Genomic DNA, 14,027 nt, shown 5'->3' on the forward strand with positions numbered 1-14,027 from the left:
CCATTCAGATTCCGATGGCGCTTTCCATGTCTTCCTCCACACTCCCCTGCCCTGGTTTGCACGCCGCGCGGCAGCAGCCCGTCCTGAGCCGCCTGGGCCTGGCCGTGCTGCTGTCGGGCGGCTTCATCACGATCTTCGACCTGTTCGTGGTGAACGTCGCCATCCCCAGCATGCAGTCCACCCTGTCCGCCAGCTTCGCGCAGATCAGCTTCATCATCGCCGCCTACGAACTGGCCTATGGCGTGCTGCTGATCGCGGGCAGCCGGCTGGGCGACCGCCACGGCCGGCGGCGCCTGTTCATGCTGGGCATGGCGGCATTCGCGCTGGCCTCGGCGCTATGCGGCGTCGCGCCCACCGCGGACACATTGATCGCCGCGCGCGTGCTGCAAGGCGCCGCGGCGGCCATGCTGTTTCCGCAGGTCTATGCGCTGATCCGCGTCAGCTACCAGGGCCGCGAACGGCAGCGGGCGTTTGGCCTGCTGGGCATGACGTTGGGGCTGGCGGCCATCGCGGGGCAAGTGCTGGGCGGCGGGATCGTGCACGCCGACCTGTTCGGCCTGGCATGGCGCAGCATCTTCCTGCTCAACGTGCCCGTGGGCCTGCTGGCGTGGCGCCTGGCCCGCCATATCCCGGAATCGCGCGAGCCTTCGGGCGCGCGCATGGACTGGCCCGGCGCGGCGCTGGCGGGAACCGGGCTGACCTTGCTGTTGCTGGCGCTGATCGAAGGCCCCTCGCGGCACTGGCCTGCGTGGACCGTGGCTTGCGGCGCGGCTGCGGTCGTCGCGCTGGCATTGTTCGCGCGCATGCAGCGCCGCATCGCGGCCCGTGGCGGCGCGCCCCTGGTCGACATGGCCTTGCTGGCGCAGCCGCGCTTCGCGGCGGGCTGCCTGCTGGTGCTGCTGGTGTTCTCCACCGCCAGCGCCATGTTCCTTTGCTACGCGCTGCTGATGCAGACGGGCTTCGGGCTGGACGCGCTGACGGCCGGCCTGATCTTCGCGCCAGCCAGCGTGGGCTTCATCGCCGGGTCGATGGCCGCGCCGCGGCTGGTGGCGCGCTTCGGCACGCGCGCCATCGCGCTGGCTGCGCTGCTGTACGGCGGCGCCACCGCGGCCTTGATGCTGCAAGTGGGCGCGGCCGGCGCCAGCCTCGCGCCGTGGTCGCTGCTACCCGCGCTGGTATGGCTGGGCGCGGCCCAGGGCGCGGTCAATACGCCGCTGGTGAACCTGGCACTGGGCTTCGTCGAGGACCGCCAGGCCGGCATGGCGGCGGGCGTGGTGTCGACCTTGCAGCAGGTGGGCGCGGCGCTGGGCGTGTCGGCGGCGGGCATGCTGTACGCCGGCGCGCTGGACGCGCATGCCGCTGCGGGCGCGGCCGAGCGCCATGCGCGCGCCTTCGCCGACGCCATGCAGTTCAATGTGGCGGCGATCCTGGCGGCGACGGCCTTGCTATTGTGGCTAGGCCGCCAGCAAGACAACAGCTAGTTGCAGCGCAGTTCCATCTGCTGGTAGCTGTCCGAACGCGCGCCCTTTTCCAGGACAGGAAGTTCGTAATCCATGCGGCAACTGTCGCCAGGCTGCTCGCCCCACTTGACGGTCAACTGGCCGCTGTCCTGCAGTCCGCGGGCCAGGACGCGGCTGGCCTGCCCGACCAGACCGACCTCGATGCCGTGCTCGTCGACCACGCTGGCGCCGAACGGCAGCGGTTTGGCGTCTGCCCGCACAACCTGCAGCATGGCCGAGCGCCCCGAGACCGTGGCGTACTTGAGCATCGCCACCGCGCCGGCGCGCGGCGCCACCTGCTGGCTGGTGACCTGCAGTTCCACGTCGGTGGACAGACCCTTGGGATCGATCTCCACCGCGTTCATGCGATACGGCGTCAGATGCGGCACCACGGCGTAGCCGCGGCTATCGACCCGCACGCCGGAGGCATTGAGCAGGCGCGCGCCTTCGGCGTCGGGCGCTTCGACGATGCCGAAGGTTTCCGACAGCGGCTGTGACAGCGTGACGCCGCCCGGGTGGACCACGACCGCGCCGCGCAGGCCAACCGAAGTTTGCGAGTAACCCGTGCCTGCACCCGCGCTGGCCATGAATTCAGCGACTGGCGCACGGTAAAGCACGCTGGTGCTGCCGCCCGTGACCGACTTGCCCGAACCACCGGAGGCGTGATCAGCGGTCACGCTGTACGACAGCTGATTGTCCTCGCCGGTGGATCCGGACAGCGTGCTTTGCATCTGCACGCGGCCGTTGGAATCGCGCCCGACATTGGTGGACAGGCTAAGCGGATTAGTCTTGCCCAAGGGAATACTGAGAGAGGCGTAGACTGCGGTGCCCATCTGCTGGCGGCTGTCGCGCTGACGCTGGAGGGTGATGTTATAGCCTATGCTCTTGTAGGTATTGGCATAGGCGACGCTATAGTTCACATCCCTGCCTTCGCGGTTCCAATGGTCCACGGCGGAGCCGGTCAGGTTGATGCTGCCGCGCCGTGCACCCAACTGTTGACTCAGGACGAGCGAGGCCCGATTGCGCTCTCGCACGATGCTCCCGGAATAGCGGTATTGGCCGTAGCCGTACAGTGCGGACATGGCTTCGTTCAGCCCGTAGAAGCCGCCGGTGGAATAGCGGTACGCCGCGAGGGAAAAGTTGGTGCCGGTATCGGGCAAGGTCTTGGCATAGCTGGCGCGCAAGCTGGTGCCGGTATACGTAGCGCCGTCCAACGACAGACGCGACTGGGTGGCGTCCAGGCCAAGGGCGCCCACGGACGTGTTGAGGGTGCCGCCCAGCAACGCCGAGGTATAGTTCTTCGCCACCGTGGCTCCGGCGTAGCCCGTCACCAGGTTGGACAGGCCCCGCTGATAGGTAGCCTGCATGAACTGCGGGCTCGTGGACAGCATCTTGTTGCGCACCACTCCGCCCACCACGCTGTAGCGGCTCACGCCCGGACGCAGCGACATGGGCACGGCCGCGTAGGGCACCGAGAACGTGCGCACGCTGCCGTCGGCTTCCTGCACGGACACGTCCAGGTCGCCGCCGTAGCCGGTGGCGTACAGGTCAGTGATTTCAAACGCGCCTGGCGCCACCGTGGTTTCATAGATGATGACCGAGTTCTGGCGGATGGTGATCCGCGCGTTGCTGTTGGCCACGCCGCGCACCACAGGCGCATAGCCGCGCAGCGAATCGGGCAGCATGCGATCGTCGCTGGCCAGGCGCACGCCCCTGAAGGCTGTGGAGTCGAACAGTTCGCCGCTGGTATAGGCTTCGCCCAGGGTCAGCTGGGACGACAGCGAGACAATCTCGCGCTGCGCATAGGTCGAAATATTCTGATACTGGCGCTGGCCCTGGGAATCAAAGGAGTAGGAGCCGTTGTGGCGCAGGCGCCAGTCGCCGAGGTTGACACCGGCTCTCAAGCCCAGATAGCCCTGGCGCTGCGAGCCGCTCATCGCGCTGTTGCGGTAGTTGTACAGGTTGAAGTCGTAGTCGAGCATGGCCGCGTTGACGCCCGAGTCCCACAGTTCCGGACTGACGTAACCGCGGGCATAACGGCTCATGACGGCCTGGGGAATGCTCAGATCCAGGCGCTGGTCGCCGAAATCGAAGTCACTGCCCGCCTCCGCGGCGATTTCATCCAGGCGCAGGCTGGCGCCTTGCGCCAGCTTCTCGGTCGACGCGGGGGACAGCTTGCTCAGGTCTACGCCAATACGCTGCAACAGCTGATGGTCGAAGGCAGGCTGCGCTGGCGCGTCCCCGCCGACTGGCGTGAACGGCACTTCCGTGCGGCCGATATAGTTCTGGTTGATGAACAGGTCCACCATGTAGCTGCCCGGCGCGACCGCGTTCCCGCGGGCGTAGCGGGAAACATCCGTGCGCTGCCCCGGGCCGCCCATCAGGAAGGCGTCCTCGAACTCGACCGTCGCAACTTTGATCCCCGGCGTCGTGGCCTCGGCGGCATAGGCGTCCAGGCCGTGCGAAGCCAGGGCAACCAGCAACGCCGCGCACAAGGGCGTCAAACGCAGGCGGGCACGGTCTCGCGTGTGCTGGAGCTGGGAAAGAGAGTTTTTCATAGCGGCGATGGGAGGAATGGACTGGGCGAAAACGCAGGGCAAAACCCTCCCCGAGGATGCCGTTGCCGGCATCCTTCAAGATGGGGTTTGCTTATGAAAGGCAGGCCGCGCTCGCGCGGCCGGTAGACTTAGCGCGCGGAGCCCGGCATCAAGGGCAGCGAACCTTCGACATTCGCGCCCCAATCGTTGATGCTGTTGAACTTGACCTGTGCGCCCGCGGCCGGCGCCGAGGTCATCCCCGCGATGGGGAAGAGCGCCGATTCGCCCGGCTTGACGTAGCCGGCGCCGGCATCGAAGGACTGGCCGCCCGACTGCAGGTTCACCTTGCCCAGGTTCACTACGTAGGGCGTGGGATTGCTGGCCTTCAAGGCGTAGCCCTTGCCGGCCGCGGCGGGAGCCATCTCCCAACGCAGTTGCGCGGGCGCCTCATCGGCCTGGCCCGGCAGGCCTTGCGGGCGGTACATCACCTTGATGCGCGTGCGGAAAGCGATCTGCAGACGGTTGGCGTCCTCGCCGGCCTGGGCCTTGGGCGGAACTTCCAGCACGTTGAGCCAGTACAGGCTTTCCTTGTCCTTCGCCATCGCCTCCTTGGTGTGGATCAGGCGCAGCGTCTGCCCCTTGCCCGGGTCCACGCGGAAGATGGCGGGGGTCAACATGAAGGGAACCTTCAGCGTCTCCGGCGAATCAGTGATGTTGCCATCGTCCAGCCAGGCCTGTACAAGAGCCGGGGCGCCGCCATCGTTGCTCAGCTTGATGGTGACTTCACGCTCTTGCGCCGGATAGACCACGCGCGTGTTGGAGATAACAATGCTGGCCTGCGCCTGGATTGCGAAACAGCCCGCGGCAAGCGCTGCGGCGGCCATCAGGGTGCGGCGTAGTGATTTCATGATGAGGCCCTTGGTGGTGGATGCTGTGTGAATGATCTGTTTCCTTCCAAGCCGTCTCGAGGAGCGGGGTGAAACGGCTTGCAGGGAAACACGCGCCTCGGCGGCCTCCGGGAGGCGGCCGCCGAGTCAGCGCATTACTCGTAGGCGATCGAGTACTGCACGCGCGAGTTCGCGGCACCGGCGGTGGCGCCACCCAGCGAGTGGTACTCGACGAAGTAGTTCAGGTCGGCCTTGCCGCCGGCGAGCATCACCGACTGCGAATTCTGCTGGCCATGGGCCGCGCCTGCCTTGATTTCGCCGAACGAGTTGCTCAACAGGCCGAGTTCGACCTTGGTGGCGCCGCCGCCGTCAACGATCAAACGGCCCGTTTCCTGCGAAACGGTGGGGCCGCCTTCGAAGTGCACGGAAACCGGCTGGTCCGTGGTGCAGTTGGTCAGCGCGATCTTGAACGGCGTGCGGCCGGCGGTGGCGCCCGCGGTTTCCAGCGTCTTGGCCGACACGGTGGGCAGCGCCACGGTGAAGTTCTCGCCGCCGTTGCCGCCGTTGATGGTGCAGGTGTTGGCGGTGATGTTGCCGGTGAATTCGATGGTGCCGTCAGCGGCGTGGGCGCTGGCGAAGGTGGCGAAGCCGGCAATGGCCAGGGCGGCGGTCAGGAGGGTCTTTTTCATGATGAGTCTTTTGAGTTGGGGGTTTTGAGGTGAGGAGAAATCGCCGTTTCGGGCAGTTCCTTGCTGCGTACACTCCGGATGCCGGGCCGTTGGGGACTGGCCTTTTTCAGTTCGCGTACTCAACAACTGCATCGTAGATTTCGCCGCTTTGGCCGCCCATCGGGCTAGTCCGCTCCTATCCGCGCAAGGCATAGGACTAGGCCCATTCTGTAAATGCGGCCCCGCCAGCCCCGGGAAAGGCGTCCGCGATCAGTCCCGCCTGAAGCAAGACGCGGAAGAAAAAAAGGGTCACTGACCGTCCAGGCGCGAGTCCGGACCTAGGTAAGGATCAATTCATGAGTGGCCGCACCCGGCGCAACGGCGGGTGGGAAGATGGCGCCGCGGCTGCGGCCCAGGATAGGCAGGGCAGCGCCGCTGAACGCGGCGCTGCCCAATTACGTCAGGCTGCCTTGGTAAGCAGCGGCACGCCAGGCTGGCTGGCCGAGCGCGTGCCCGGCAGCGGGTGACAGGACTGCGGATGGTAGGTGTGCACCAGCGACAGCTTCACGCGATCGCTGGCGTTGCCCTGGGCGGCGTGCAGGGTGCGGCAATGGAAGAACACCACGTCGCCCGCCTGCAGTTCCGGACACACCGCGCGGGCGATCCATTCGGCATTCTGGGGCGCGTCGTCGCGGAAGAACTTCTGCTGGTCGAACTGTTCCGGCGCCAAGGCGGCGGCGTGCGAACCCGGGATGAAGGACAGGCCGCCGTTGGCGCGGGTTTCCGGACCCAGCGCCAGCCAGGTGGAGACCAGGTCCGTGTCGGAAAACGACCAGTAGCGGATGTCCTGGTGCCAGCCCGTCAGGCTGCCATAGGCGGGATGCTTGGTCATCACGCAGTTGTGGTGCACGGTGGACAACACCGGCGTTTCGCCGAAGTAGCGCCCCAGCCACTGGCCGATGCGCGCATCGGTGGCCCATTGCGCGAACAAGGGATCGCGGCCGTAGGCGCCGAGCAGGCGGCGCACTGTCAGCCCGCCCTCGGCGGCGCGCGACTCGGGCGCGCCGGGATAGCGCAGGTCGGCTTCGTATTCGATGGGCGCGACGTGGTCGCACAAATGGCGTTCGGCGAGGGCGCGCAGCGCCGCTACCTGTTCCGGGCTGGCGAACTGGCGCGCCACCACGAAGCCCTGCTCGCGCAGGACGGCTATCTGATCATCAGGCAACAACATGGCATTCAAGCAGCAGGGGGTTGGGCGGGAGGATTGATGCGGGCGGCATCGCGTTCCTGCACCTCATGGTGCACCCATTCGCGCCACACCGCCACCAGCAGGGCCATCAGCACGGGGCCGACGAACAGCCCGACGATGCCCATCGTCTTTACGCCCCCCACCAGCCCGAAGAAGGTCGGCAGGAAAGGCAGCTTGACCGGTCCGCCCACCAGGCGCGGGCGCAGGGTCTTGTCGACGATGAAGAGTTCCACGCTGCCCCAGACCATCAGGGCGATGCCCGCCACCAGATGGCCCGAGCCCACCAGGTACAGCGACACCAGGGTGAACGACAGCGGCGCGCCGCCCGGTATCAGCGCCATGAAGCCGGTGACCACGCCCAGCAGCACGGGCGACGGCACGCCCGCGACCCAGTAGGCGATGCCCAGCACCACGCCTTCGCCCAGGGCGATCAGGCCCATGCCGGTGACGGTGGAATTGATGGTGGCCGGCACCACGCGCGAAAAGCGCTGCCAGCGCGCCGGCAGGATGCGTTCGCCCAGCACGTCCAGCTGGGCCACCATGCGGATGCCGTCCTTGTAGACGAAGAACAGCGTGATCAGCATGAACAGCACGGTCAGCAGCAGCTGGAACACGTTGCCCGTGGCCGCCAGGACCATGCGGTAGATATTGCCCAGATGCTCGCCGCTGACGGCCTCGACCAGGGCGCCCAACGCATGCGGCTGGCCGATATAGGATTCCCAGTACTGGCCCAGGCGCTCGCCCACCACGGGCATGGATGTGATCCAGTTGGGCACGGCCACGCCATGGCGGTTGGCGGCGATGGCCCAGGCGAAGAAAGTGCTGGCTTCCTTGATGGCGTAGGACAGCGCGAACGACATCGGCACGATCAGCACGACGATCACCACCAGCAGCGCCAGCGAGGCGGCCAGCGCGCTGCGACCGCCGCAACGGGTGAGCAGGCGCTGGTACAAGGGCCAGCTGGCCAGGCCGATGATGAGTGCGGCAAGCGCGGGGACCAGGAAACCGCTGAGGAAGTACACCCCCGCCAACAGCACGAGCAACAAAAGCCAACGGGCGATCAGATAAGCGGGTAGTACAGGCTGCATGGAGCGGATCGACAGTAAGGACGTTGTAGGCTTTGACTGTCGGACTATACAGACGTTTCGTGGAATTCGAGGGACGCAAGGTCTGTATTTACTACGGGGTTTCCCGTGATTCTCCAGGCGGAGGGCGGATCCGCCCCCCACCCCATACGCTTACAAAGCGTATTCCGCGGCCTCTTCGCGCGCAGTACGGCGGCGCGGCGGCAGGTACTCCTCGAGCGCCGGCCTGGGGGCTGCGGACGTCTGGATGGTCGCCTGGCCGGTCTGGCGCGCGTACACGCCGCAGCTGGCGGCGGCGGGGTCGGTCTCGTCGCGGCCGCTCAGCAGCGGGCAGCTGGCGAACAATTCGGCGGCCCAGTCGGTGAAGGCGCGCACCTTGGGCGACAGCTGGCGGCTTTGCGGATACAGCACCGAAATCGCGGTGGCGCTGGGCTTCCATTGCGGCAGCACTTCGATGAGCTCGCCCGATTGCAGATGCGGCAGCGCCATGTAACGCGGGGTCTGGATCAGGCCGAAGCCCTTCAGTCCGCAATCCAGGTAGGCGCCGGACTCGTTCACCGACACCACGCCCTTCATTTCGACTTCCTGGTGCTTGCCGTCGACGCGGAAGTCCCAGGCGCAATTGCGTCCGGTGCGGCTGGAGAAATAGTGCACGGCGTGGTGGTCGCGCAGTTCGTCGATGCTCTGCGGCAGGCCATGGCGCGCCACATAGGTGGGCGAGGCGCAGGTCACGCTCTGCAGGGTGCCGATGCGGCGCGCGACCAGGCTGGAATCCTCGAGGTCGCCGGCGCGGATCACGCAATCCACGGCCTCCTGCACCATGTCGACCGGGCGGTCGCCCAAGCCCAGCACCAGCTCCACGTCGGGGTATTTGTCGTGGAAATCACACAATGAAGGGATCAGGATCAGCCGCCCGATGCAGGTGGGCGCATCGATGCGCAGCCTGCCCTTCAGGCGCAGGGCCGCTTCCTGGAAGCAGGCCTCGGTTTCCTCAACGTCGGCCAGGATGCGCACGCAGTGCTGGTAATAGCCGGCGCCGTCAGGCGTGAGGCCGATACGGCGCGTGGTGCGGTTGAGCAGGCGCACGCCCAACAGGCGTTCGAGGTTCTGGATGATGGTGGTGACGGTGGTGCGCGGAAGCGAGAGGCTGTCGGCCGCCCGGGTGAAGCTATTGGCGTCCACGACGCGCACAAACACCTGCATAGCCTGAAAACGGTCCATGGCGACGGTGTCCTTTGGGGAAATAGTCGGTGTGGACGGAGCATAACCCGATTTCGATGCTGATTAGTCGATCCTTACGACTAGTGTTGCCGAAACATCAGGGTTTATCCGACCCCCTAAACCGCTCAGAATGCAAACCATCTTGAAGTGCCCTTGCCGCCAGGCGCCATCAAAGGGCATGCCTATCCTCAGATTCCGGCAAAGCAAAGACCCGCCCCGATCAGGCGCCTTTGCCTGGGATGCGCAGCAGCATTTCATGCTGCACCGCAGCATTTCCGCCAGATCCTGAAGACAGGCCTGCCCCAGGCCGCCGCAGCCGCCTCCCGCCCCCAGGCTCATCCAGGCAAGCGCGCTTTCGCCCCATCATCTCTCAAGGAAACACCATGGTTTCGCGCAATCGTATTGCTGTGCTCGCCGTCTTTGCCGCCATCATCGCCGCCGGCGGCGGTTATGCCCTGTTCCGCGCTCCCGCTGGCGCCAATGCCGCACAGGCGCAGACCGCCCCCTCGGCGCCCCCGGTCGAAGTGGCCGAGGTGCTGAACAAGACCATCGTGGACTGGCAGCGCTACTCCGGCCGCCTGGAAGCCATCGACCGCGTCGACATCCGCCCCCTGGTGTCGGGCACCCTGACCGCCGTGCACTTCCAGGACGGCAGCATCGTCAAGAAGGGCGACGTGCTCTTCACCATCGACCCGCGCCCCTACGCGGCCGAGGTGGACCGCGCCGCAGCCGCCCTGACCGCCGCGAAGGCCCGCGCCTCGTACACCGCCAGCGAACTGGCCCGCGGCCAGCGCCTGCTGACGGACAACGCCATCGCCCGCCGCGATTTCGAGGAAAAGCAGAACGCCGCCCGCGAAGCCGCCGCCAACCTGCAAGGCGCCCAGGCCGCGCTGGACTATGCCAAGCTGAACCTCGGCTACACCCGCATCGAAGCCCCCGTGGACGGCCGCGTGTCGCGCGCCGAGGTCACGGTAGGCAACGTGGTGGCGGCCGGCGCCGCATCGGTGCCGCTGACCCGGCTGGTGTCGGTGTCCAAGATGTACGCATCGTTCGACGTGGACGAACAAACCTTCCTGCGCTATGTGAACCCCGCGCGCGGCGGCCGCGCCGGCGCCGTGCCGGTGGAGCTGGGCCTGGCCAACGAGGAAGGCTATTCGCGCACCGGCGTCGTGCAGTCCGTGGACAACCGCCTGGACACCACCTCCGGCACGATCCGCGTGCGCGCCGAGTTCGACAACGCCGACGGCCAGTTGCTGCCCGGCCTGTACGCCCGTGTCCGCCTGGGCGGCAGCGAACCGCGCCAGGCCGTGCTGATCGACGAAAAGGCCATCGGCACCGACCAGGACAAGCGCTACGTGCTGGTGCTGGACGACAAGAACCATGCCGTCTATCGCCAGGTCAAGCTGGGCGCCAACCAGGAAGGCCTGCGCGTGGTCGATTCGGGCCTGGCCGCCGGCGAACGCATCGTCGTCAACGGCCTGCAGCGCATCCGTCCCGGCGATGCCGTGACCCCCACCGTCGTCCCCATGGTTGCGGCCCAACGCAACCCGGTCAAGACCGCCTCGGCCAATCTGAACTGAGCCGGCGCGTCTAACGAGAACGTCCATGAATATCTCGAAATTCTTCATCGACCGGCCGATCTTCGCCGGCGTGCTATCGGTCCTGGTGCTGCTGGCGGGCCTGCTGGCCATGTTCCAGCTGCCCATCTCCGAGTATCCGGAAGTGGTGCCGCCGTCCGTGGTCGTGCGTGCGCAGTATCCGGGCGCCAACCCCAAGGTCATCGCCGAAACCGTGGCCTCGCCGCTGGAGGAATCCATCAACGGCGTCGAGGACATGCTGTACATGCAGTCGCAGGCCAACAGCGACGGCAACCTGACCCTGACGGTCAACTTCAAGCTCGGCGTGGACCCGGACAAGGCTCAGCAACTGGTGCAGAACCGGGTGTCGCAAGCGCTGCCGCGCCTGCCGCCGGACGTGCAGCGCCTGGGCGTGACCACGGCCAAGAGCTCGCCCACGCTGACGCTGGTGGTGCACCTGATTTCGCCCAATGACCGCTACGACATCACCTACCTGCGCAACTACGCGATCCTGAACGTCAAGGACCGCCTCGCCCGCATCACCGGCGTGGGCGAAGTGACGGTGTGGGGCTCGGGCAACTATTCCATGCGCGTCTGGCTGGACCCGCAGAAAGTCGCCCAGCGCGGCATGACCGCCAGCGAAGTGGTCGCTGCCATCCGCGAACAGAACGTGCAGGTCGCCGCCGGCGTCATCGGCGCCTCCCCCACGCTGGGCGACGTGCCGCTGCAGCTGAACGTGAATGCCCGCGGCCGCCTGCAGACCGAAGAGGAATTCCGCGACATCATCCTGAAGACCTCGCCCGACGGCGCCGTGACGCACCTGTCGGACGTGGCCCGCGTGGAACTGGACGCGCAGGAATACGGCTTGCGTTCGCTGCTGGACAACAAGCAGGCGGTGGGCATGGGCATCATGCAGTCGCCGGGCGCCAACGCGCTGGACGTGTCCAGCCAGGTGCGCGCCGCCATGGCCGAGCTGTCGCAGGACTTCCCGCCGGGCGTGGAATACCGCATCGAATACGACCCCACTCAATTCGTGCGCGCCAGCATCAAGGCCGTGGTGACCACGCTGCTGGAAGCGATCGCCCTGGTGGTGCTGGTGGTGATCCTGTTCCTGCAGACCTGGCGCGCCTCCATCATCCCGCTGCTGGCGGTGCCCGTTTCCATCGTGGGTACCTTCGCCCTGCTGCTGATGTTCGGCTACTCCATCAACGCGCTGTCGCTGTTCGGCATGGTGCTGGCCATCGGCATCGTGGTGGACGACGCCATCGTGGTGGTGGAAAACGTGGAGCGCAACATCGCCGCGGGTTTGAGTCCGCGCGATGCGACCTATCGCGCCATGCGTGAAGTCAGCGGCCCCATCATCGCCATTGCGCTGACGCTGTGCGCGGTGTTCGTGCCGCTGGCCTTCATGACGGGCCTGACCGGCCAGTTCTACAAGCAGTTCGCCATGACCATCGCCATCTCGACGGTGATCTCGGCCTTCAACTCGCTGACCCTGTCGCCCGCGCTGTCGGCCATCCTGCTCAAGAGCCACCACGACAAGCCCGACTGGCTGACCCGTGGCATGAACCGCGTCTTCGGCCGCTTCTTCAACTGGTTCAACAACATGTTCGGCCGCGCGTCCGAGTCCTATGGCACGGGCGTGACCCGCGTGATCCGCCGCAAGGCCAGCGCCATGGGCGTGTACGCCGTGCTGGTGGCCGCCACCGTCGGCGTCTCCTACCTGGTGCCCGGCGGCTTCGTGCCCGCGCAGGACAAGCAGTACCTGATCGCCTTCACGCAGCTGCCCAACGGCGCCTCGCTGGACCGCACCGACTCGGTGATCCGCCGCATGAGCGACATCGCCCTGAAGGAACCCGGCGTGCAGAGCACCATCGCGTTCCCCGGCCTGTCCATCAATGGCTTCACCAACAGCTCCAGCGCCGGCATCGTGTTCGTCATGCTCAAGCCCTTCGAAGAGCGCAAGAACGCCGCGCTGTCGGGCGACGCCATCGCGGGCTCGCTCAACCAGAAGTTCGCGGCCATCCAGGACTCGTTCATCGCCGTGTTCCCGCCCCCGCCCGTGATGGGCCTGGGCACGCTGGGCGGTTTCAAGTTCCAGATCGAAGACCGCAGCGCGGCAGGCTACGCCGAGCTGGACAAGGCCAAGCAAGCGTTCCTGGAAAAGGCCCGCCAGACGCCGGAACTGGGCCCCGCCTTCTCCAGCTACGAGATCAACGTGCCGCAGCTGGACGTGGACCTGGACCGCGTCAAGGCCAAGCAGCTGGGCGTGCCGGTGACGGAAGTCTTCGACACCATGCAGATCTACCTGGGCTCGATGTACGTCAACGACTTCAACCGTTTCGGCCGCGTCTTCCAGGTGCGGGCGCAAGCCGACGCGCAATTCCGCGCGCACGCCGACGACATCCTGCAACTGAAGACCCGCAACGTCGCCGGTGAAATGGTGCCGCTGTCCTCGCTCGTCACCGTCAACCAGACCTTCGGCCCGGAAATGGTGGTGCGCTACAACGGCTACACCGCCGCCGACATCAACGGCGGTCCGGCGCCCGGCTACTCGTCCGACCAGGCCCAGGCCGCGGCCGAACGCGTCGCCGCCGAAACCCTGCCGCGCGGCATGAAGATGGAATGGACCGACCTGACCTACCAGCAGATCCTGGCGGGCAACGCCGGCCTGTGGGTGTTCCCGATCAGCGTGCTGCTGGTGTTCCTGGTGCTGGCGGCGCTGTACGAAAGCCTGACCCTGCCGCTGGCCGTGATCCTCATCGTGCCGATGAGCATCCTGGCCGCGCTGACGGGCGTCTACCTGACCGGCAACGACAACAACATCTTCACGCAGATCGGCCTGATGGTGCTGGTGGGCCTGTCGGCGAAGAACGCGATCCTGATCGTGGAATTCGCCCGCGAACTGGAAATGAACGGCCGCAGTCCCCTGGACGCCGCCATCGAGGCCAGCCGCCTGCGTCTGCGCCCCATCCTGATGACGTCCATCGCGTTCATCATGGGCGTGGTGCCGCTGGTGCTGTCCTCGGGCGCGGGTTCTGAAATGCGCCAGGCCATGGGCATCGCCGTGTTCTTCGGCATGCTGGGCGTGACCCTGTTCGGCCTGTTCCTGACCCCCGTGTTCTACGTGCTGCTGCGCACGCTGGGCGGCAAGACCCTGCACTCCGCCGCACCGCACGAGGCTCCCGTGTGCGTACCGCACCTGGACCCGAACGCGCCGCCGGCCCCGCAACATCACGCCTGAGCCGGACCACCAGAGTAGCTAGACAGCGCCTTCCGCCCCGCAGGCGGGAGGCGCCCACAA

9 protein-coding genes are annotated in these 14,027 nt (G+C 66.7%); 3 read left to right on the forward strand and 6 right to left on the reverse strand.

The genetic code is table 11. The features are described 5' to 3' along the window. Positions 1 to 26 precede the first annotated feature (26 nt). Positions 27 to 1,481, forward strand: a complete 1,455-nt coding sequence (locus ACZ5YA_RS19355; protein ID WP_464091100.1) for an MFS transporter — start codon at positions 27 to 29, stop codon at positions 1,479 to 1,481. Here the strand turns inward: ACZ5YA_RS19355 and ACZ5YA_RS19360 are convergent. The 6 genes from ACZ5YA_RS19360 to ACZ5YA_RS19385 all read right to left on the reverse strand — a co-directional run bounded on the left by ACZ5YA_RS19360 (position 1,478) and on the right by ACZ5YA_RS19385 (position 9,146). After that, positions 1,478 to 4,057 (reverse strand): fimbria/pilus outer membrane usher protein, encoded by a 2,580-nt coding sequence (locus ACZ5YA_RS19360; protein ID WP_464091101.1) that lies wholly within the window; start codon positions 4,055 to 4,057, stop codon positions 1,478 to 1,480. The two genes, ACZ5YA_RS19355 and ACZ5YA_RS19360, sit on opposite strands and share 4 nt — an antisense overlap. 128 nt (positions 4,058 to 4,185) lie before the next feature. Continuing rightward, positions 4,186 to 4,944 (reverse strand): fimbrial biogenesis chaperone, encoded by a 759-nt coding sequence (locus tag ACZ5YA_RS19365; RefSeq protein ID WP_464091102.1) that lies wholly within the window; start codon positions 4,942 to 4,944, stop codon positions 4,186 to 4,188. A gap of 134 nt (positions 4,945 to 5,078) precedes the next feature. Then, positions 5,079 to 5,612, reverse strand: coding sequence for a fimbrial protein (locus ACZ5YA_RS19370; protein ID WP_464091103.1), 534 nt, complete (start codon positions 5,610 to 5,612; stop codon positions 5,079 to 5,081). A 439-nt stretch (positions 5,613 to 6,051) separates the two neighbouring features. Further along, positions 6,052 to 6,822, reverse strand: coding sequence for a phytanoyl-CoA dioxygenase family protein (locus tag ACZ5YA_RS19375; protein ID WP_464091104.1), 771 nt, complete (start codon positions 6,820 to 6,822; stop codon positions 6,052 to 6,054). A gap of 5 nt (positions 6,823 to 6,827) precedes the next feature. Further along, positions 6,828 to 7,928, reverse strand: a complete 1,101-nt coding sequence (locus ACZ5YA_RS19380; protein ID WP_118931453.1) for an AI-2E family transporter — start codon at positions 7,926 to 7,928, stop codon at positions 6,828 to 6,830. Positions 7,929 to 8,078: 150 nt separating this feature from the next. Next, entirely contained in the window at positions 8,079 to 9,146 is a 1,068-nt protein-coding gene (locus ACZ5YA_RS19385) for a LysR family transcriptional regulator (RefSeq protein WP_059373977.1), read from the reverse strand. 383 nt (positions 9,147 to 9,529) lie between these two features. Between ACZ5YA_RS19385 and ACZ5YA_RS19390 the strand changes: the two genes are divergently transcribed. Both ACZ5YA_RS19390 and ACZ5YA_RS19395 read left to right on the forward strand, forming a co-directional pair. Next, on the forward strand, positions 9,530 to 10,726 hold the full coding sequence (locus tag ACZ5YA_RS19390; protein WP_251878833.1) for an efflux RND transporter periplasmic adaptor subunit: 1,197 nt from the start codon (positions 9,530 to 9,532) through the stop codon (positions 10,724 to 10,726). A gap of 25 nt (positions 10,727 to 10,751) precedes the next feature. Then, positions 10,752 to 13,967: an efflux RND transporter permease subunit gene (locus tag ACZ5YA_RS19395; protein ID WP_059373979.1), complete on the forward strand. Its 3,216-nt coding sequence runs from the start codon at positions 10,752 to 10,754 to the stop codon at positions 13,965 to 13,967. Positions 13,968 to 14,027: the final 60 nt, after the last annotated feature.

It is taken from the genome of Achromobacter sp. JCM 18799 (assembly GCF_055395645.1).

Bases quoted from the DNA above. Each gene is read 5' to 3' on its own strand.
- ACZ5YA_RS19360 (WP_464091101.1), bottom strand. From the start codon at position 4,057: ATGAAAAACTCTCTTTCCCAGCTCCAGCACACGCGAGACCGTGCCCGC.
- ACZ5YA_RS19355 (WP_464091100.1), top strand. From the start codon at position 27: ATGTCTTCCTCCACACTCCCCTGCCCTGGTTTGCACGCCGCGCGGCAG.
- ACZ5YA_RS19370 (WP_464091103.1), bottom strand. From the start codon at position 5,612: ATGAAAAAGACCCTCCTGACCGCCGCCCTGGCCATTGCCGGCTTCGCC.
- ACZ5YA_RS19365 (WP_464091102.1), bottom strand. From the start codon at position 4,944: ATGAAATCACTACGCCGCACCCTGATGGCCGCCGCAGCGCTTGCCGCG.
- ACZ5YA_RS19380 (WP_118931453.1), bottom strand. From the start codon at position 7,928: ATGCAGCCTGTACTACCCGCTTATCTGATCGCCCGTTGGCTTTTGTTG.
- ACZ5YA_RS19390 (WP_251878833.1), top strand. From the start codon at position 9,530: ATGGTTTCGCGCAATCGTATTGCTGTGCTCGCCGTCTTTGCCGCCATC.
- ACZ5YA_RS19395 (WP_059373979.1), top strand. From the start codon at position 10,752: ATGAATATCTCGAAATTCTTCATCGACCGGCCGATCTTCGCCGGCGTG.
- ACZ5YA_RS19375 (WP_464091104.1), bottom strand. From the start codon at position 6,822: ATGTTGTTGCCTGATGATCAGATAGCCGTCCTGCGCGAGCAGGGCTTC.
- ACZ5YA_RS19385 (WP_059373977.1), bottom strand. From the start codon at position 9,146: ATGGACCGTTTTCAGGCTATGCAGGTGTTTGTGCGCGTCGTGGACGCC.